This window comes from Virgibacillus oceani, from assembly GCF_014638995.1.
Taxonomy (GTDB): Bacteria; Bacillota; Bacilli; order Bacillales; family Amphibacillaceae; genus Virgibacillus_E; species Virgibacillus_E oceani.
In genome coordinates, this window is record NZ_BMFR01000002.1 from 162,100 (window position 1) to 182,286 (window position 20,187).

The 20,187-nt window shown below is 37.4% G+C and carries 14 protein-coding genes; 1 reads left to right on the forward strand and 13 read right to left on the reverse strand.

What is annotated here, in order from left to right:
- Positions 1 to 75: 75 nt before the first annotated feature.
- The 3 genes from uvrA to IEV74_RS04365 all read right to left on the reverse strand — a co-directional run bounded on the left by uvrA (position 76) and on the right by IEV74_RS04365 (position 6,286).
- Positions 76 to 2,952 carry an excinuclease ABC subunit UvrA gene (gene uvrA / locus IEV74_RS04355; protein ID WP_188454117.1) on the reverse strand — a complete coding sequence of 959 codons (2,877 nt, stop codon included), beginning with the start codon at positions 2,950 to 2,952 and terminating at the stop codon, positions 76 to 78.
- 36 nt (positions 2,953 to 2,988) lie between these two features.
- Positions 2,989 to 4,971: an excinuclease ABC subunit UvrB gene (gene uvrB / locus IEV74_RS04360; protein ID WP_188454118.1), complete on the reverse strand. Its 1,983-nt coding sequence runs from the start codon at positions 4,969 to 4,971 to the stop codon at positions 2,989 to 2,991.
- A gap of 199 nt (positions 4,972 to 5,170) precedes the next feature.
- Positions 5,171 to 6,286, reverse strand: coding sequence for an MGDG synthase family glycosyltransferase (locus tag IEV74_RS04365; protein ID WP_188454119.1), 1,116 nt, complete (start codon positions 6,284 to 6,286; stop codon positions 5,171 to 5,173).
- 89 nt (positions 6,287 to 6,375) lie between these two features.
- Here IEV74_RS04365 and IEV74_RS04370 point away from each other — a divergent pair, with 89 nt between their 5' ends.
- A complete protein-coding gene (locus IEV74_RS04370) occupies positions 6,376 to 7,218 on the forward strand; it encodes a metallophosphoesterase (protein ID WP_188454120.1) in 843 nt (280 codons plus the stop codon).
- Here IEV74_RS04370 and IEV74_RS04375 read toward each other — a convergent pair.
- The 10 genes from IEV74_RS04375 to secA all read right to left on the reverse strand — a co-directional run bounded on the left by IEV74_RS04375 (position 7,204) and on the right by secA (position 20,122).
- Positions 7,204 to 7,743 carry a YkoP family protein gene (locus IEV74_RS04375; RefSeq protein ID WP_188454121.1) on the reverse strand — a complete coding sequence of 180 codons (540 nt, stop codon included), beginning with the start codon at positions 7,741 to 7,743 and terminating at the stop codon, positions 7,204 to 7,206. The two genes, IEV74_RS04370 and IEV74_RS04375, sit on opposite strands and share 15 nt — an antisense overlap.
- 128 nt (positions 7,744 to 7,871) lie before the next feature.
- Positions 7,872 to 8,945, reverse strand: a complete 1,074-nt coding sequence (locus IEV74_RS04380; protein ID WP_373284304.1) for a multicopper oxidase domain-containing protein — start codon at positions 8,943 to 8,945, stop codon at positions 7,872 to 7,874.
- A 348-nt stretch (positions 8,946 to 9,293) separates the two neighbouring features.
- Complete coding sequence (locus IEV74_RS04385; protein WP_229683059.1) at positions 9,294 to 10,490, reverse strand: PDZ domain-containing protein; 1,197 nt, start codon at positions 10,488 to 10,490, stop codon at positions 9,294 to 9,296.
- Positions 10,491 to 10,741: 251 nt separating this feature from the next.
- The gene (locus IEV74_RS04390) at positions 10,742 to 12,205 is read right to left on the reverse strand and encodes a S41 family peptidase (protein WP_188454123.1); all 1,464 of its coding nucleotides are present in this window, start codon (positions 12,203 to 12,205) and stop codon (positions 10,742 to 10,744) included.
- Positions 12,206 to 12,347: 142 nt separating this feature from the next.
- Positions 12,348 to 13,664: a murein hydrolase activator EnvC family protein gene (locus IEV74_RS04395; protein WP_188454124.1), complete on the reverse strand. Its 1,317-nt coding sequence runs from the start codon at positions 13,662 to 13,664 to the stop codon at positions 12,348 to 12,350.
- A 34-nt stretch (positions 13,665 to 13,698) separates the two neighbouring features.
- Positions 13,699 to 14,592, reverse strand: coding sequence for a permease-like cell division protein FtsX (ftsX, locus tag IEV74_RS04400; RefSeq protein ID WP_188454125.1), 894 nt, complete (start codon positions 14,590 to 14,592; stop codon positions 13,699 to 13,701).
- Positions 14,582 to 15,268: a cell division ATP-binding protein FtsE gene (ftsE, locus tag IEV74_RS04405; RefSeq protein ID WP_188454126.1), complete on the reverse strand. Its 687-nt coding sequence runs from the start codon at positions 15,266 to 15,268 to the stop codon at positions 14,582 to 14,584. The genes ftsX and ftsE overlap by 11 nt, the downstream gene beginning before the upstream one ends.
- Before the next feature lie 304 nt (positions 15,269 to 15,572).
- Positions 15,573 to 15,956: a cytochrome c551 gene (gene cccB / locus IEV74_RS04410; RefSeq protein ID WP_188454127.1), complete on the reverse strand. Its 384-nt coding sequence runs from the start codon at positions 15,954 to 15,956 to the stop codon at positions 15,573 to 15,575.
- A 224-nt stretch (positions 15,957 to 16,180) separates the two neighbouring features.
- Positions 16,181 to 17,282 (reverse strand): peptide chain release factor 2 gene (prfB, locus tag IEV74_RS04415; protein WP_188454128.1). Its coding sequence is split into 2 segments (ribosomal slippage): positions 16,181 to 17,209 and positions 17,211 to 17,282, totalling 1,101 coding nucleotides; the frame shifts between segments, so codons are not numbered across the junction.
- A 329-nt stretch (positions 17,283 to 17,611) separates the two neighbouring features.
- Entirely contained in the window at positions 17,612 to 20,122 is a 2,511-nt protein-coding gene (secA, locus tag IEV74_RS04420) for a preprotein translocase subunit SecA (protein ID WP_188454129.1), read from the reverse strand.
- Positions 20,123 to 20,187 lie beyond the last annotated feature (65 nt).

The following is a 20,187-nucleotide window of genomic DNA, read 5'->3' on the forward strand; positions in this document are numbered from 1 at the left end:
TAATATCTCACTTTAGCCATTTATCCCAAATTAAAAATGGCAGCAAACCACTTTTGGGAGTGCTGCCTCGAAAGTTTATTTTGATCCGACCTTTTCTTTTTCCTTCAACAATGCTTCTGCTCTCTTTTTATCACGTTCCAGAACCGGCTTCAAATATCTGCCGGTATAGGATACTTCTGATTCTGCAATTTTCTCCGGCGTGCCAGTGGCAATAATTTCTCCCCCACGGTCTCCACCCTCTGGACCGAGATCGATAATATGATCAGCTGTTTTAATGACATCAAGATTGTGTTCAATAATTAAAACAGTATCTCCATTATCAGCTAAACGCTGCAATACACTTAACAAGCGTTTTATATCATCCACATGCAAACCAGTTGTTGGCTCATCTAATATATAGAAAGACTTTCCATTGGAGCGGCGATGCAGCTCACTTGCCAATTTAACCCGCTGTGCTTCACCACCGGACAATGTAGTAGCTGGTTGCCCAAGCTTAACGTATCCAAGCCCAACATCATAAATTGTTTGCAGTTTTCGTTTGATTTTAGGTATATTGGCAAAAAAGTCGAGCGCTTCTTCAATCCTCATGTCAAGAACTTCGGCAATATTCTTCCCTTTGTATTTTACCTCTAGCGTCTCACGGTTGTAGCGCTTCCCATGACAAACTTCACATGGTACATATACGTCAGGTAGGAAATGCATTTCAATTTTAATGATACCATCACCACGACATGCTTCGCAGCGCCCTCCTTTAACGTTAAAGCTAAAGCGTCCCTTTTTGTACCCTCTGATTTTCGCTTCATTCGTTTGTGCATATACATCGCGTACATCATCAAAGACACCTGTATAGGTTGCTGGATTTGACCTTGGTGTTCGGCCAATTGGTGATTGATCGATATCAATAACTTTATCAATATTTTCTATGCCGTTAACCTTTTTATGTTTACCAGGCTTGCGTTTCCCGCGATATAGTTCCTTTGCCAATGTCTTATATAAAATTTCATTGACCAATGTACTTTTACCTGAACCCGAAACCCCAGTGACAACAGTCATTAAACCAATTGGAAATTTAGCGGTAACATTTTTCAAGTTGTTCTCTTCAGCACCAACAACTTCAATTTTATGTTTTGTAGCCTTACGGCGTTTTGTAGGAAGCGGGACATATTTTTCACCTGATAAATACTGCCCAGTCAATGATTTTTTATTTTTCATAACCTTCTCAGGTGTTCCGCTTGCAACAATTTCACCGCCATGTTCCCCAGCCCCGGGACCAATATCAATCAACCAGTCCGATGCAAGCATGGTATCCTCGTCATGCTCCACCACAATTAGCGTATTATCTAAATCTCTCATTCGCTGCATTGTACTTATCAAGCGGTCATTATCACGCTGATGCAAACCAATTGATGGTTCATCTAATACATATAATACCCCTGTTAATGCGGATCCAATTTGCGTTGCTAAGCGGATTCGCTGTGCCTCACCACCTGAAAGCGTTCCTGATGCACGTGATAAGGTTAAATAATCCAGACCTACATTGTTTAGAAATTCAAGGCGATTATTTATTTCCTTCAATATCATGCGGGCAATCTGTTCCTCTTTTTCAGTCAGTGAAAGATTGCGGAAAAATTCATTTGCCTCTGTAATGGAATAATCAGTTACTTGACTTATGTGCATGTTATTAACTAAAACCGCCAGTGCTTCCTCTTTCAAACGATATCCTTTACATGACGGGCAGTGTTTTTGTGCCATGTATTTTTCCAGCTGTTCACGTATAAAATCAGAGGATGTTTCCTTGTAGCGTCTTGCAATATTGTTCAAGACACCTTCAAACATAATGTGATTATCACGAATATTGCCAAAATCATTCTCATAATGAAAATGAATATTTTCTTTACCGCTGCCATTTAAAATTTTATCCATTTGTTGCTTAGGTAATTTCTTAACTGGTGTATCCATATCAATCCCATAATGATTGCAAACACTCTTTAACAGCTGCGGATAGTATTGCGAGCTGACCGGCTCCCAAGCTGCTATAGCATGTTCATTTAAAGTCCGATCCCAATCAGGTATAACCAGATCAAGATCAACCTCCAAATTTGTCCCTAATCCATCACACGTTGGACAGGCACCAAATGGACTATTAAACGAAAATAAACGCGGCTCTAATTCACTGATTGAAAATCCACAAATTGGACAAGCATGGTTTTCACTGAATTGAAGCTCTTCTTCCCCAATTACATCAACAATTAAATTGCCTTCACCAAGTCCTAAAGCTGTTTCTATTGAATCAGTTAACCGCCCTGATATTCCTTCTTTCACAACGATCCGATCTACAACAACCTCAATGGAATGTTTTTTGTTTTTCTCAAGTTTGATCTCTTCCGTTACCTCGCGCATTTCTTTGTCAACACGAATCCGAACGTAACCTTCCTGCTTTAATTTTTCAATTATTTTAACATGCTCACCTTTTCGTCCGGAAACGACTGGAGCTAAAATTTGCAACTTCGTGCGTTCAGGGTATTCTAAAATTCTATCGACCATTTGCTGAACGGTTTGCGAACTAATTTCAATTCCATGCTTTGGACACGTTGGGCGGCCGATGCGCGCAAAAAGCAGGCGTAAATAATCATAGATTTCAGTTACCGTACCGACCGTGGATCTAGGGTTTTTGCTTGTTGTTTTCTGATCAATTGATATTGCCGGAGATAGGCCATCAATCGTATCCACATCAGGTTTATCCATTTGTCCTAAAAATTGCCTTGCATAGGCAGATAAGGATTCAACGTAACGACGCTGCCCTTCTGCATAAATTGTATCAAATGCAAGTGACGATTTCCCCGATCCCGATAATCCGGTTAGGACTACAAGTTTATTCTTGGGAATCGTAATATCGATATTCTTTAAATTATGTGCTCTGGCACCTTTAATTTGTATTGATTTGCTAGGCATGAACTGGTCATCCTTCCACTATTAAACGTTTAATAATTAAGCTTCCGCCTTCAATTCCAAAATTATATCACGAAGCTCCGCTGCCTTTTCAAAGTCCAGTGCTTTGGCAGCTTCTTTCATTTCTTTTTCCATGTTATCAATAACTTTTACTTTTTCTTTCTTCGATAATTTTGCAAGGCTTCTTGATTTATCATTATATTCTTCCTGATCCTCCGCTTCAATTGTTGCCTTTATTACATCTCGTACGTTCTTCTTAATCGTAGTTGGTGTAATATTATGTTCCTCATTATATGCCATTTGTTTTTCACGGCGCCGATTCGTTTCATCCATTGCCACTTTCATCGAGTCGGTTATTTTATCAGCATACATTACTACTTCGCCATTCTCATTACGTGCTGCGCGCCCCATCGTCTGAATGAGTGACCGTTCCGAGCGTAAAAAACCTTCTTTATCAGCATCTAAAATGGCAACGAGAGAAACCTCTGGAATATCAAGTCCTTCACGTAAAAGATTAATTCCAACTAGTACATCATATTTTCCAACACGCAAATCCCTAATAATCTCAATTCGTTCCAATGTTTTTATTTCGGAATGCAGATAAGCAACCTTTATCCCGATTTCCTTTAGATAATCGGTTAAATCCTCAGACATTTTCTTTGTTAGCGTTGTTACAAGTACACGCTCATTTCGTTCGGTACGTTTGTTAATCTCACCAATTAAATTATCAATCTGACCTTCAATTGGTCTTACATTAATTATCGGATCCAGCAATCCGGTTGGTCGAATAATCTGCTCGGTTACATCTGGAGAATGCTCCTGCTCATATGGACCAGGTGTCGCTGAAACATAGATAAGCTGATTTGTCTGTTTTTCAAATTCCTCAAATTTCAATGGGCGGTTATCCAATGCTGACGGGAGACGGAACCCATGATCCACTAAAACTTGTTTTCTTGCTTGGTCACCATTATACATGCCTCTGATTTGCGGTAAAGTTACATGTGACTCATCTATTACAACAAGGAAATCCTTTGGGAAATAATCCAGCAATGTATATGGAGTTGATCCTGGCTCACGAAATGTCAAATGCCGGGAATAGTTCTCAATTCCCGAACAGAACCCCATTTCCTTCATCATTTCAATGTCATAATTCGTACGTTGCTCAATCCGTTGTGCCTCAAGCAATTTATTATCATCACGTAATTCTTTCAGCCGCCCCTCTAATTCTTTCTCAATATTATTAATTGCAAGCTTTAACTTTTCCTCACGGGTTACGAAATGCGATGCCGGGAATATTGCTACATGCTCGCGGTCGCCAATGATTTCTCCAGTTAAGGCATCAACCTCGCGAATGCGGTCAATTTCATCACCAAAGAATTCAAATCGTAAACAATGTTCCTCGCGTGATGCCGGAATTACTTCAACCGAGTCCCCCCGAACACGGAATGTGCCACGTTGAAAGTTTATATCGTTTCTCGCATATTGAATTTCTACCAAATCGCGTAATAGCTGATCACGATCCTTTTCCATTCCCATCCGCAGGGAAAGAACCTGACTGCCATAATCCTCTGGTGAGCCTAAACCATAAATACACGAAACACTGGCAACAATCAGTACATCATTTCGTTCAAACAATGAAGATGTTGCTGAATGCCTTAATTTGTCAATTTCGTCGTTAATACTTGCATCTTTCTCAATAAATGTATCTGTCGATGGCACATATGCCTCTGGTTGGTAATAATCATAATAACTGACAAAATATTCAACCGCGTTGTTCGGAAAAAATTCTTTAAACTCACTATATAATTGACCTGCCAGTGTTTTGTTATGTGCAATTACTAAAGTTGGCCGATTTATTTCCTTTACAACATTTGAAACAGTAAATGTCTTACCTGTACCCGTTGCACCAAGTAATGTTTGATGCCTTTGACCAGCTAAAACCTTTCTAACCAATTCTTTAATTGCTTTTGGCTGATCCCCGCGCGGCTCATATTGCGCCACTAATTCGAACTGCTTTTCCACAAGGCAAGCCTCCGTTCCATTTTATTTTACATTACCATAATTATATATTAATTTTAACATAAACGCGAACAAATATTCGACCTTTTTGTTTTTTAACACTATCTTTTATTTTACCCTTCTATGTTATTGATAAATATTTACAAAAGTGAAACACGTATAAACACCAGCAGACAAGTAATTCACTGCTGGCGTTTTTCAATTACCATCCCATTATCTGGTCAATAATCGAATAAATAGGCTTTTTGTTTATATTTTGATGATAGTCTCCAACTTTTTGGGCGTACATTTCCTGTTGATTATTATTAGAAAAATAATTTATTAGCTGCGTATTAATGGAATGATTCATGCTAATTGGCAGGATAAGCCCCTGATTAAATAAATGTTCTGCATTAATTTTTTCCTGTCCCGGCAATGGACTATATATAAAGGTCGGTTTTCGTTTTAATAAGCTTTCACTTATGGTAACTCCACCTGGTTTTGTCATTACTGCATCAACCTGATCATATAAACGATTCATCTGTTCCCTTGATGCTATATAAGTATATGGTGTAACATTTGCCTTATTTTCACTTACTAGCTGTTGATAAAGTTTTTCGTTTTTCCCGCACAAAACATGATAATGAATCCGACTTTCATTAACGGAATCCATTAACATATGTCTTATCGAACCTACCCCTAGATTTCCCCCGGCAACTAAAATAGAAAGCTGCTTTCGTACAAAATGATGATTAACCTTTGCTTGAAATGCAGAATGGACGGGGATGCCGGTGACAAATATACAATCTTCTTTAACGCCTTTAGCTAACAAATGATGTTTAACTGCCATCGTTGGGACAAAGTGGAAGTCAATTCCTCTTGACCCCCATATGCGATTGACGAAAAAGTCAGTATACACATTTACAATAATAGCATCCAATTTATTTTTTTGTTTCAGCACACTTGCAATATTAGATGGAAGCGCATGGGTGCAAAAAATAATTTTTGGTTTTCTTTCTTTTATTAGCCTTTTAAAAAAATAAATAAACAATGATTCATAAATATAATTCCGATTATTTTCAGAAACCTTTTTATATGCGGAATGATAATAAAGTAGATTGTAGGTACTGGGAAGACATTTTATCCAAGCTAAATAAGAGGATGATACAATTCTTTCCAATTTACCATAACTGTATGATAAAATATCGACCTTGTCGCATGGCACTTTTTGTTTACAGTTCTTTAATTCATTAATCAATGCATCGGCGACATGATGATGTCCAGAGGGGATTTGCATAAACGGCAAAAATAGCGCTCCTTCTCGGTTAGCTTGTTCCATTAAATCATCTCACTTTTTTTAATACCATCATTTACATATGAAATAACCACTATGTAAATGATATAATCCTTATGGGAGAGGTGTTGTTTATGATGACTTTCATACTTGCAATAATAGTGATTTTAACAATTTTTCTCGTTTACAGAGCATATAAAAATACAAAGGATATTACGATAAATAAAATTAAAATAAATTCAGACCATACGCTAAGAACGGATCATTCTCTATCCATTCTCCATCTATCAGACATGCATCTGGAAAATATTTCGTTAAGCCCTAAACAGTTAATGGAAAAATTAAAAGATGAATATGTTGATATCATTGCTTTAACTGGAGACTTTTTAGACAGAAAACGTACAATACCAAAGCTTGAAGCCTATTTAAAAGTTTTACAGGATATACAGCCCCGATACGGAATATATGCTGTATTTGGCAATCATGATTATGTTTTAAAAGGAAATGACCTTGACAAGCTGAAATCTTTACTTGAACAATATGACTGTAATGTTTTGCAAAATGCGAGTGAAACTATATCGATTAATGGAAATGTAATAAATATTATAGGTATCGATGATTACAGTACGAACCGCAGCGATTTATCGTTAGCTTTTCAAAACATACAATCGGGAACAAATATCGTGTTAACGCATGATCCAACGGTAGTGCTGGAAATGGATCATTATTCATTTGACTATTTAATGGCAGGGCATTTTCATGGTGGTCAAATATGTTACCCCAAAGCATATCATCTTGTTAAAATGGGAAAGCTTGCTAGAAAAAATGTTATAAAAGGGCTGCATAAACAAAATAATATGCCTTTTTATATTAGTGAAGGGTTAGGTCAGACTGGGCTGAATATTCGCATTGGCTCAAGACCTGAGATTACATTTCACGACATTGCAATTCAGACTTCTAAATCAAACATTATATAATGCTAGTAACCGTTCTTTAGACATGAATAAATAAACGGGGGTATTCCGGCAAGACGCATTGGCTAAGAAATTTATTGGTAAAAAGCTCCCTTTTTTTACGATACTGTAACAGGGATTTTTAATTGAGGTTATCTCAAAGCCTAATCGGTCTGCGCCTCGATATAGAGTAGTAATGCCTATTATTGCTTTAATTTCTTGTTTTCTTTTATGAATACCAACATAATTGGCTAGCCATGGCAAAGAACGTTTAATCATGTGATATACGTATACGGCTCGTTTAACATCACTTGTAATATTGTGTAAATCAGTGAGCATTCGCACATTGTGCAGATGAATTTTCAGTAATAAGTCATTTTTATTAATTACGGTTCCATCGCTTAGTACTACTTGTTTTCCTTTATAACGTGTAACTCTAACCCGAAACAATGTATTGCGATTATCATTTTCTGGTACGTATTGTAAGCGAGTTAAATTATAATAAATCGGATCAATTGCATTCCAAACATCTAACAAATAGCTTTTCATTTTGCTTTCCTTTCTTTACAATGATTATTACTAGTTTGTTAATAAAGATAAGAAAATATAAAAGGAATTTTTTAGAAAAAAGAAGCGCTCTACGATTTAACGTATAGCCCTTCTTTATAGTAAATATGTCAGTGCCCTTGAGAAATTTTTCCCCCGTCATCCCAATCGGCATTTACTCTAATATAACCAACAGCTCCCTTTGCGGCATGGTTCATTTGATGAGTGACGAAAGGATAAACACCTTCTTCTTTCACAATAAATTCAACAATTGCACCGCCGCTGACCGGCAGCATAACTGTCTGTAATCCTTCAAGGTGATTATTAGGGTTTCCATCTAAATAGACATCATCAAATATCGCACCAACTACATGGAACGAACTTACCTCATTCGGCCCTGCATTGTTAATATAGATTCGAACTCTCTCGCCCGGTTTTGCTAGAAGAGGAGAATCTTTAATTGCTGTAACTGTACCATTCGTATTAATTTGGCCCTTGTGAAGTGCTTTCGCTGAAAACACAACTTGAGATGGCTCGCCATTTGTCATATCTTCCAAATCATTATATTTATACCATTCGTTCTGAACAATGACATATTCACGGTCTACTTCATTATCTGTCGGATAGCCACCAGTTGGCTGAACGATGATTACCCCATGCATCCCATTCGCAATATGTGCAAGCATTGGTGCGGTACCGCAATGGTACATAAATACTCCCGGTTTAGTTGCTTGATAGGTGAATGTTCCTGTTTCATTCGGTGCTACGTTGGTAAAACTTTTATCCGGTGCAGTTTGTACAGCATGAAAGTCCATACTGTGCGGAATTGCCGGGTCTTTATTTTGGAGTGTAAAATGAATCGTGTCTCCTTCCTCAACTACTACTAATGGTCCTGGTGCTTCTCCATTAAAAGTCCACGCTCTATACATATAACCTTCTTCAATTTCAATGTCTGTAATTTGTGCTGTCATTTTTATTGTTACATCTGTTCCTTCACGCTCCAATACAATCGGGCTTGGTTTTTGGTTAACACCTTGATGCGGTTCAATAACTTTGGAACCAGCAGATTCCGCGTGTACAGTATGGATGGCATTTTCTAATTCAGAAGATACTTTTGACTCAGTTTCATCGCGTTGATTAGAGCAAGCAGATAACAATAATACCATAATGCTTAAACCGGAAATGACTTGAATTCCTGTCCTTATCAACATATCAGTCACCCCTCATTCTTGTTAGATAAAGTTTAAACCGATTCAATCATTTTTATTATTTACTTGTATTTGCTTGATTGAAAGGTTCACCTTATCTTCATTTATAGTTTAGTCCGAAATACCTACTCTACTTGTGATGCTAATCACTAAATAATGTGAAGTTGTGAACAATGTATGGCACTCTGAATATCAAAGAATACGTAAAAGAAGGTCAAATTACCACCATGCAATTGATCATTATAAAAAAGGCAAAGAATGTACGATCTTAGTACTCTCTTTGCCTTTTATTTCTTCAATTTTTCTTAAAGATTGTGCAACAGGACCATCAATTATTAGTTTTTATTAACCTAAACTCCCCGCATGAATTGGCTCTTTTGAATACTGATTATCAGAAAAAATAATTCCCAATTCATGGTGATCCCCTTGATATAATGCACTCTGCAGAAATCTAACCTCACCTGAATCATCCAGCAGCTCCAGTTTAAATGATGCCTTGCTAGCCTGTAATGCCTGATAGAATTCACTCACGGCATTTATTTTTATTCCATTTACCTTAATAATTGTTTCCCCGACAAGTATATTTAATCGATCTGCTGGTGTTCCCGGTATAACAGCCAACACTTTGACACCTTTTTCATTTGTATAGAAATATGGGCTTCTCTCTTTATCGTAAACACGGTGCCGATAGCTAATATATTCCCTTCCTAATATTGCAATGATACTAGCGATTAGTGATAACCAGGAGACAAAAATGCTGCCTATTGATAAGAGCAGGACAATGACACCTAAAATAGATATAGACCTCGCGATTCTTCTTCCAGCGATTTGCGGCAGATTTCCTTTCACCACATGGTCGAATCCAATCAAAAAAGGTATAAGCAATAAACTGTACGTTTCTCCTCCTAGGGAAAAGTATGGCCAAAAAGGCGCGAAAGATGAAATCGTTCCAGTTGGAATGAGTACAAAAAACGGAATGATACATGCCCTTTTTAGATGATGCTGCCCTATCCATTTACCACGCTGCCCCAGCCCTACCTGAGGATATGTTTCATTTCGAGTTACACGTACCATTACAATGGCTTCTACTATTAAAAACAGTCCTAACAATATCGTTAAACCCGTAAAATTTGTTGTTGAAAACAAATTATTATCTGTAAAAGATTGGTTTTCCAATATAAATGGCATAAATAATAGGATTAAGTAAGTTGCACCAATTGTATAGCTTGCCGAAAGCATGGTGAAACGGATTATTATGCTCAACAAAATAATTACTATGCTCAGCAGCAGTACGGTTTCATAGGAAAATACAAGCCCAATACCTAACGAAAATAACGATAAAATTAACCCAGTAACAAGTGAAATTGCCCACGTGCCTTTCCATTCAGAAAAAATATCAAATACTTTTAAACCAAAGTTATTCCTTTCATTTTTAATTCGTTTTGCCCCAACTAGCACCACTAAAATGATTGCCCAATATAGCAAGGGATTTAAAAACATTTTTCCGATACCATTTGCAAGCTCTATTAACCATGTTTCCATTATATGTAATCACCTTCCAGTGTAACTGCATGCATATTCTATTTATTAGTATTCGATATATGTCGAATCATTTCCTGCTTTTGTAAGATGGAAATTTAACTGAAAGTGTAATGACAGACCAGATTACTTGTCCGGCCAAAGAATTAAACACAACCAGGGTTATAGATATTACCCCCGAATCAGCGAATTTCATTTATACTATTTTTATTAAAGAAGGTCCGCGAGGCAAAGGCTCAGGCGGACCATGTTTATTAATATAATGATTCTAAAGCTTTATCTAATTGCAGATCATCTTCACCACTTCTAATTTTATCAACAATTTTCGTTTCAATCGCCCCAGCCGTTTTCTGATCAACTTCTCCTGTTGCATTCAAATCATTATCCTGTTGAAATGCTTTTACCGCACTTTCCGTTTCTTTATTAAAGTAACCATCATCCCGACCAGTATCATAGCCAAGTCCGTCCAACATAATCTGTATATTTGCTATTTTTTCACCTGTATGATTATATGTCAGCGGATCATCTATTTGAACCGGATTAGAATAAAAATAATCAGGCTGCTTCACTTCTATTGTAGGTTTAATTCCCTTTTCATGAATCCAGTTGCCCTTTGGTGAAAGCCATTTAAAGAAAGTTAATTTAATCGTACTGCCATCCCCCATTGGAACTGCCTGTTGCACTGTACCTTTCCCAAAGCTTTTTGTTCCTACTACATCGTACCCTATTTCTTTCATTGCTACCGCAAGAATTTCTGAAGCAGAAGCACTACCCTCGTCAATAATTACACTTATAGGATAATCTTTTTTCTCTTCAAGTTCCGAGAAAATCCTCTCTTTCTTTCCATCTCCATCCTCTATTTGCACATATGGAACATCTTTAGGGACAAACTGTTTCAATATATCCTCGACAACATTTAATAGCCCTCCAGGATTACCACGTACATCAATAACAAGTCCCTCAATCCCTTTGTCTTCCAATGTATTCAGCTGTTTTATAAAGTCTTTAGCCGTATTTTCCGAGAATGTAGTAATCTCAATTACACCCGTTTTCTTTCCATCAACAGTTTTAACATCTGAATAAACGGTTTCTAATGGAATATCATCGCGTTCAATAGTAACGTCAAATGGTTCCGAAACACCTGGACGCTGAATCTTTAAAACTACTTCAGATCCTTTTTTACCACGTATTTTCTCGACCGCTTCAAATAAATCCAGACCCTCTACACTTTCCTCATTTACAGTTAAAATCTGATCGTTCGGTCGCAATCCAGCTTCTTCTGCTGGGGAATCTTTGATTGGTGCAATAATTGTCACTTGTCCATTTTTCATGCTGACCTCAGCACCAATTCCTTCAAAGGATGATTCAATCGTTTCATTAAATTGTTCCATTGTTTCAGCATCCATATACGTACTATATGGATCCTCAAGGGTCTTTAGCATACCTTGAATGGCACCTTCGATTAGCTGCTTATCTTCAACATCCTCTAAGTAATTTTCTTTGATTAAACTATACGCTTGTACAACCTTTTCCATATTTTCTGGCTTTTCCGCTTTACCATCATTGCCTTTTAAAGCTGACGGCAGTTCAGTACTGTTCTCTTGATTTGTTCCCGTTTGATTTGGCTGTGCGATTTTCACTCCGACATACGCACCCGCAAAACCAACAATTAACGCTGCTACTAAGATTAGCACGATGTATTGTTTTTTGAATTTCATTTTTTCACCCCAATATTTAATGGTCGATTGGCGGTACTATGTATTAAATGTGAAGAGCTCAATTATATTTAAAAAAGGCATCACACCGGAATGTGCGATGCCTATAATACTATAGTTTATGCGAGAAAAAAGCAAATATCCATTATTGAATATAACTGATTGGGTTCACCGCATTTGAATTTGGCGGGTGATAACCAATCCATCCACCCTTATGAAGTTCAAAGTGCAGATGAGCTCCAGTCGTCCTGCCAGTAAGTCCGACATAACCAATTACGTCACCTTGTTGAACCGCTTGTCCATTACCAACTGCAAAGCTGCTCATATGGGCATACAATGTAGTATATTTTACTCCATCAATTATACTTACAACTAATACGTGGTTTCCATATGAACCATCAAGATTACCCGTCATGGCAACACCCGATGCAGAAGCATAAATCGGAGTTCCTACTGGTGCTACCAAATCAACCCCGCCATGAAAGCTTCTTTGCCCAGTAACTGGATGAGTTCTCCAGCCAAAGTTTGATGAGACACTAATTCCGCTAATTGGCTTGATAAAGTCTCCGCCTGTAATAACTGGTCCGGATGATGATGCAGTCGATCCAGAATTAGCTTGAGCCTGTCTAGCCGCTTGTTCCTTTGCTAACTGTTCCAGCTCTTGCTTTTGTTGTTCTGCTAGTTTCATAGCTTTATTAAGTGCCGCTTCCTGTTTACGCAGCATTTCCTGTTCTTCAGCAAGGCTCATTTTATATTCTTCCAGGTCAGCATGCTGTTCTTCCAATTGTTCCATTAATTTTTCTTTTTCAGCAATTTGATCATTTAGCTGGGCCTTTAACGACTCTAATTCTTGCTTTGATTCCTCAATAGCTTCTTTTTTATCTTCAACTTCACGCTTTTTATTTTCCAGTTCCTTCTTTTCAGCAGCTTGTGTTTCCATAATGTTTTTATCCTGATCCATTATGGTATTTACCGCTGAGGAACGGCTAATAAAATCACTGAAGTTCTGTGCTCCGAAAATTACTTCTATGTAACGCATATCACCGCCATTTTGCTGAATCGCACGCAGACGTTCTTTTAATAGCTTCTCACGCTTTTTAATACGTTTTTTTAGTACGTCGATATCTTTTTTTAATTGCTTAATTTCTTCATTCGTTTTAGCAATTAGGTTTTCTTTCGACTTAATTTTTGATTTCGTTTCATTAAGCTGCTGATCAATCGTTTGAATATCTGTTTTTACGTTATCTTGTTTTGACAAGTTTTCTTTTATCTTTTTTTCCGTATCAGACTTTTTACCATCAACGTTACCTTGTTTATCATTCAATTCCTTTTTTTCTTCTTCCATTTGATTAATGTCTTTTTTCACATCATCAATCGACTCTGCTTCTACATGATTCCAATTGAACATTCCTGTTCCTAGCAGTAATGTAACTGCTAGGAGGAATGAGACTTTCTTTTTCATTACACTGCCCCTTTCCCTTTAAAATCACTGACAACTATACTTTTAAGAATTTACGGACACTCATTACACTTCCCCAGACACCGATAAATGCGCCAATTGCTAAAATAATCAGTGACAGTTGCCATGCAAACGGGTTGAACGGCAATAATTCGACAAAGCTAAGGGAGATTTTGTCACCTAATGTATTTTCCAAATAGTAGTAGCCAACTATAATAGCAGCAATTGGAATAATTGATCCAAATACACCTAGGAGCAATCCTTCAATAAAGAATGGCCATCTTATAAACCCATTCGTTGCACCAACTAGCTTCATAATACCGATTTCTCTGCTGCGGGCCATGATCGTAATTTTAATTGTATTGGAAATGAGGAAAATGGCTGTAAATACTAATCCAGCAATTAATACCAATCCAATTGTACGTGCATATTCATTGAATTGGAATAATTTTTGAACCACGTCTTTTCCATAATTCACTTCTTGTACGGCTTCAAATCCCTTTATCTCATTAGCAATATCTATCGTATCTACTGGATCTTCAGCCTTTATGATATAAGCATGATTCAGAGGGTTGTCCTGTTCAAACAACTGCCATGACTCACCTTCCTCACCCATGCTCTCGATTAGGTTCTCTAATTCCTCATCCTTAGAAGAAAACTTTACTGAAGCTACTTCATCTATGTTTTTTATATCTTCACCTAATGATTTAATTTGTGATTCGTTTGCGGTAAGGTCAATTAATACTTTAATCTCCACATCATCTTCAATGTTATCCGCCATTTGATTTAAATTAAGCATTAACGCAAGAAAAGCCCCGACCAAAATCAATGTAGTAGTTACTGCACCAATAGATGCAACTGTCATCCATCCATTCCGAAAAATATTTTTAATTCCCTCACGTAAATGTCTCTTTCCTGTTCTAAGCTTCATAGCCGTATTCACCTCGATGTTCGTCACGCACGATTAATCCATCTTCAACCGCAATAACCCGTTTTTTAATCGTGTTAACAATATCTTTACTGTGTGTGGCCATGATTATTGTAGTTCCTTTTGAATTAATTTCCTCAAATACTTTCATTATTCCCAATGATGTTTCGGGGTCTAAGTTTCCTGTAGGTTCATCCGCAATTACAATTTTGGGATGATTTACAATAGCTCTAGCGATGGATACACGCTGTTGCTCACCACCAGATAACTCATCAGGGATAAATCGTGCTTTATTTTTTAGACCTACTAATTCGAGGACATCCATAACACGTTTGCGAATATTGCGGGGAGCTTCTTCGATAACCTCCAAAGCGAATGCAACATTTTCATAGACTGATAGTTTTGGCAACAGTTTAAAATCCTGAAAAATTACGCCAATGTTCCTGCGAAGAAATGGAACCTTCTTTTCCTTAAGCTCACTCATATCAGTATTGTTTATTACGATTGTTCCTTTTGATTGCTTTACTTCCCTGTACATCAGTTTAATAAATGTAGATTTACCTGCTCCACTAGGTCCAACAATATATACAAATTCACCTTGATCGATATCTATATTAATGCCATTAAGTGCAGTTACTCCATTGGCATACGTCTTGTAAACATCTTTCATTTGTATCATTTTACATATCACCTTCATCTTTTTTGTTGTAGGTCTAAGCTGTCTGAACTATTGTATATTGAAGTCATTCATCTATTATATTTAAGCCTGTATCATTTATTTTAATTATACTTTTCTAGTATAACATTTTTCAGCACTATTTTTAGACAAAAATTATTACAATTATATTTCAAAGAAGGAATATTTTTTGTTTTTTTGAAAATATTTGTCTAATTTATACATTATTTGTAATTTAAAAACATCCTTAAAAAAGTGCACAAAAAAAGCTTGCCCCACAATGGACCAAGCTTTTTACCGAAACTACCTATTTCTTTTCTGCTAACCAAGATGCAATTGTTTGTGCATCTTCTTTTGAAACTTGTTTCTGTGGTGGCATTTGACCTTTACCGTTTTGAATAAATCCGGCAATTTCATCTGCTGAATATCTTGAGCCAACCTTTGTCAAATCAGGACCCACTCCACCGGAAAGATCTGCACCATGACAGGAAGCACAATTGCTTTCAAATAACTCTTCAGCTGCCGCAGTGTCAACAGTACCACCTTCTGAACCGCCATTATCGGCAGGTTCTTCAGTTGCATTATCTCCTGCATTGTCGTCAGCATTGTCACTTGCACCGTCATCCCCACCGCCACAAGCTCCAAGTACTAGCGCTGAACCAAATAGAACTGTACATAGCCATTTTTTCATGCTTCAATCCCCCTAACAAAATTTAGTAGTGACTATCATATTTTATTATAACCGAATTATAATCTTTTAAAACCCTTTACGCGTACATCTTAAAACTCCAAAAATCCATTAAACTCAATCGGTGCAAAGCATTTGGCAAATTGTGTCAAATTAATGAAATCACTTAAAGCGAAAAAAGAGCCTGGGACAAAAACGATTTAGTTATGTCCCAGCCTATTGAACGTTTAATCAATTTGTGATCTTAAGTATGCATCAATGAACGGGTTGATATCGCCATCCATTACTCCCTGTGTATTTCCAACTTCAACATTTGTACGGTGATCTTTCACCATGGAATATGGATGAAAGACATATGACCGGATTTGGCTGCCCCAGCCTATTTCTTTTTGTTCTCCTCGGATATCATCCAATTCCTGCTGCTGCTTTTCAATTTCCAGCTGATACAATTTCGACTTAAGCATTTTCATTGCTTGATCACGGTTTTTAATTTGCGAACGCTCTGATTGACATGTGACGACAACATTTGTTGGTAAATGTGTGATTCTTACCGCTGAATCTGTTGTATTAACATGCTGCCCTCCTGCTCCACTGGAACGATACGTATCAATTTTTAGATCCTCCGTCTTTATGTCAATCTCAACATCATCATTAAATTCTGGCATGACATCACAGGAAACAAACGATGTATGTCTTCTGCCGGATGAATCAAATGGCGAAATACGCACTAGTCTATGAACACCTTTTTCCGCCTTCAAATAACCGTAAGCATTATGCCCTTTAATTAATAATGTTACACTTTTCACTCCGGCTTCTTCACCTGGTAAATAATCAAGAGTTTCAACTTTAAAATCCTTATCCTCAGCCCAGCGCTGGTACATTCTAAGAAGCATGCTTGCCCAATCCTGTGATTCTGTTCCACCGGCTCCTGGATGCAGTTCCAATAAAGCATTATTTGCATCGTAAGGCTCGCTTAACAGCATTTGCAATTCGAATTCATTGATATTTTGCCTTAATTCAGTGGTTTCACTTTCCAATTCTGCATATAGTTCGTGATCATCTTCTTCTTTAACTAATTCATATGATACTTCAATATTGTCCAACCGTTCTTCAAGATCTTCAAATGCTGTAACATAACCTTTCAGTCCATTAGATTCGTTAATAACTTTCTGTGCTGCAGTCTGATTGTCCCAAAAATCCGGTTCCGTCATTTGCAGTTCTAATTCTTTAATTCGCTCTTTTTTAACATCTAAGTCAAAGAGACCCCCTAAAATCGGTAATTCTTTCAGCCATTTTATCTAATTCGTTTCTAATTTCAACTAGTTCCATCTTGTCACCTCATCAATTTAGCTATCTTTATAAAAGAGCCTGGGACAAAAGTGTTTTAACCAAAATAAAATCCGAACATAGTTGGTGCATACATACCGCTGCGGAAATACACTACGCTTTCCGCAGGCTGCCCCTGAGCCTACTCTGAGCTATCGTTCTACGCAGTCTCACCTAGGCTTTTCATCCCGCAGGAGTCTCCGTATTTCCTTCTGTAGTATGGTGAATGTTCGGCTTTGGATTAAACAATTTAGTTATGTCCCAGCCTCTTTTTTCAATAATAGAAATCAGCTCATTTACCGATTTCCTTAATTTTCAAAACATGCCTCTTACTATTTCCCATGACACTGTTTATATTTTTTGCCGCTACCACATGGACATGGATCATTTCTTCCAATGTTTTCCTTTTTCACATATGGCTTTCGGCTTTTCTTTTTATTATCATCGCCACCGGAAACAGCCTGCGTATTTTTCACAACTTCCTGACGTTTTAAATTATCACGGATTTGTGCTTTCATCACGTATTTGGCAACTTCTTCCTCAATTGCTATAATCATTTGTTCAAACATGTGGAACCCTTCCGCCTGGTATTCCTGCAATGGATCATTTTGACCGTATGCGCGTAAATGAATACCTTGACGTAATTGGTCCATTTGATCGATGTGATCCATCCATTTCGTATCAACCGTACGCAGAAGAATTACCTTTTCAAATTCCCGCATTTGTTCAGGCGTTAATTCTTCCTCTTTTTCACCTAATTTAACGTTTACTTTTTCGATAATATGTTCGATAATCTCTTCCGGTTCTTTTCCTTTTATATCATCAGCAGTAATATCTTCTGTATCTAATAAATTACCATGCACGTATTCAACAATAGCATTAAGTTCCCAATTTTCATCAAGGTCATCTGCTGTATGCGTATTAACAACACGTTCAACCGTTGATTTAATCATTGTTTCAATAATTTCCGTTAAATCCTCGGAATCAATTACGTCGAAACGCTGCTTATAAATGATTTCCCGTTGCTGACGCAATACATCATCATAAGATAGTACTGTTTTACGTGCATCAAAGTTGTTACCTTCTACACGTTTTTGCGCTGATTCAACAGCCCTTGATACCATTTTACTTTCAATTGGCTGTGTATCATCCATCCCTAGCCGTTCCATCATTGAACGCAAGTTATCGGACCCAAATCTGCGCATTAATTCATCTTCCATTGATAAGTAAAATTGTGTCATCCCCGGATCACCTTGACGTCCGGAACGACCGCGCAATTGGTTATCGATACGGCGTGATTCGTGACGTTCTGTACCAATTACGACAAGCCCGCCCAGATCTCTGACACCTTCACCAAGTTTTATATCTGTACCACGGCCAGCCATGTTTGTTGCAATCGTTACAGAACCACTTTGTCCAGCATTTTCAATTATTTCTGCTTCTCTGTAGTGATTTTTGGCATTTAGTACATTATGCCTGACACCAGCTTTTTTTAATAGCTGTGATATTAACTCTGATGTTTCAACAGCTACTGTTCCCACTAAAACTGGTTGGCCATTTAAGTGACACTCTTTAATATTATCAACAACAGCTCGAAACTTCCCTTCCATCGACTTGTATATCAGATCTGCACGGTCATCCCGAACAATCGGTTTGTTTGTCGGTATCGCAATAACATCCATCGCATAAATATTGCGGAATTCTTCTTCTTCCGTTTTTGCAGTACCAGTCATACCAGAAAGCTTTTGGTACATTCGGAAAAAGTTTTGGAATGTGATTGAAGCTAATGTCATGCTTTCATTTTGGATCTGCAATCCCTCTTTGGCCTCAATTGCCTGATGAAGGCCGTCACTATAGCGCCGTCCCTTCATCAAACGACCGGTAAATTGATCAACAATTACAACTTCGCCTTCTTCGACTACATAATCTGTATCACGATGCATTGATGCATGTGCTTTTAATGCTTGATTTATATGATGTGTCAGCGAAACGTGCGTTAAATCAAATAAGTTTTCAATAGAGAAGAATCGTTCTGCTTTATTAATCCCTTCCTCCGATAATTGAACACCCTTTGTTTTTTCATCGTACGTAAAATCTGTTTCTTTTTGTAACGTACTTACAAAAGAATTTGCCTGCTGGTACATGGATGCGGATTTTTGTGCTGAACCTGAAATGATTAAAGGTGTTCGCGCTTCATCAATCAGGATGGAGTCAACTTCATCAATAATCGCAAAATTTAACGGACGTTGTACCATCTGCTCTTTGTAAAGAACCATGTTATCACGTAAATAGTCAAAACCAAACTCGTTGTTGGTACCATACGTTATATCACAATAATACGCGTCTCTCTTTTCTTCCTTCGTTAGCCCATTACCGTTTAATCCAACCGTTAAGCCAAGAAATCCGAATAACTCTCCCATTTCCTTTGCATCACGATCGGCCAGATATTCGTTAACTGTTATAACATGAACACCTTTGCCCGCAATTGCATTTAGATATGCCGGCATGGTCGAGGCAAGTGTTTTACCTTCACCTGTTTTCATTTCAGCTATATTACCTTCATGCAAAGCTATAGCACCCATTAGCTGAACCGGAAATGGACGCATTTTCAATACACGTTTAGATGCTTCTCGAACTACTGCATATGCTTCAACCAGTATGTCGTCAAGGCTTTCACCTTTTTCATAGCGCTCTTTAAATTGTGCTGTTTTTTCTTTCAATCCATCGTCAGATAAATTCTCATACTCAGGTTCCATTGCTTCTATTTGATCAACAATTTTTTGATAACGATTTAATTGTTTCTGATTTCCATCACCAAAAATCTTTTTCAATAATCCTGGCATAATAAACGCTCCTCAATAAAGTTCAAAATCATTATTCTATTTACTTTTCGCTAACTTTAATAATA

Bases quoted from the DNA above. Each gene is read 5' to 3' on its own strand.
- uvrA (WP_188454117.1), bottom strand. From the start codon at position 2,952: ATGCCTAGCAAATCAATACAAATTAAAGGTGCCAGAGCACATAATTTA.
- IEV74_RS04365 (WP_188454119.1), bottom strand. From the start codon at position 6,286: ATGGAACAAGCTAACCGAGAAGGAGCGCTATTTTTGCCGTTTATGCAA.
- IEV74_RS04370 (WP_188454120.1), top strand. From the start codon at position 6,376: ATGATGACTTTCATACTTGCAATAATAGTGATTTTAACAATTTTTCTC.
- IEV74_RS04375 (WP_188454121.1), bottom strand. From the start codon at position 7,743: ATGAAAAGCTATTTGTTAGATGTTTGGAATGCAATTGATCCGATTTAT.
- IEV74_RS04385 (WP_229683059.1), bottom strand. From the start codon at position 10,490: ATGGAAACATGGTTAATAGAGCTTGCAAATGGTATCGGAAAAATGTTT.
- IEV74_RS04390 (WP_188454123.1), bottom strand. From the start codon at position 12,205: ATGAAATTCAAAAAACAATACATCGTGCTAATCTTAGTAGCAGCGTTA.
- IEV74_RS04395 (WP_188454124.1), bottom strand. From the start codon at position 13,664: ATGAAAAAGAAAGTCTCATTCCTCCTAGCAGTTACATTACTGCTAGGA.
- ftsX (WP_188454125.1), bottom strand. From the start codon at position 14,592: ATGAAGCTTAGAACAGGAAAGAGACATTTACGTGAGGGAATTAAAAAT.
- ftsE (WP_188454126.1), bottom strand. From the start codon at position 15,268: ATGATACAAATGAAAGATGTTTACAAGACGTATGCCAATGGAGTAACT.
- cccB (WP_188454127.1), bottom strand. From the start codon at position 15,956: ATGAAAAAATGGCTATGTACAGTTCTATTTGGTTCAGCGCTAGTACTT.
- secA (WP_188454129.1), bottom strand. From the start codon at position 20,122: ATGCCAGGATTATTGAAAAAGATTTTTGGTGATGGAAATCAGAAACAA.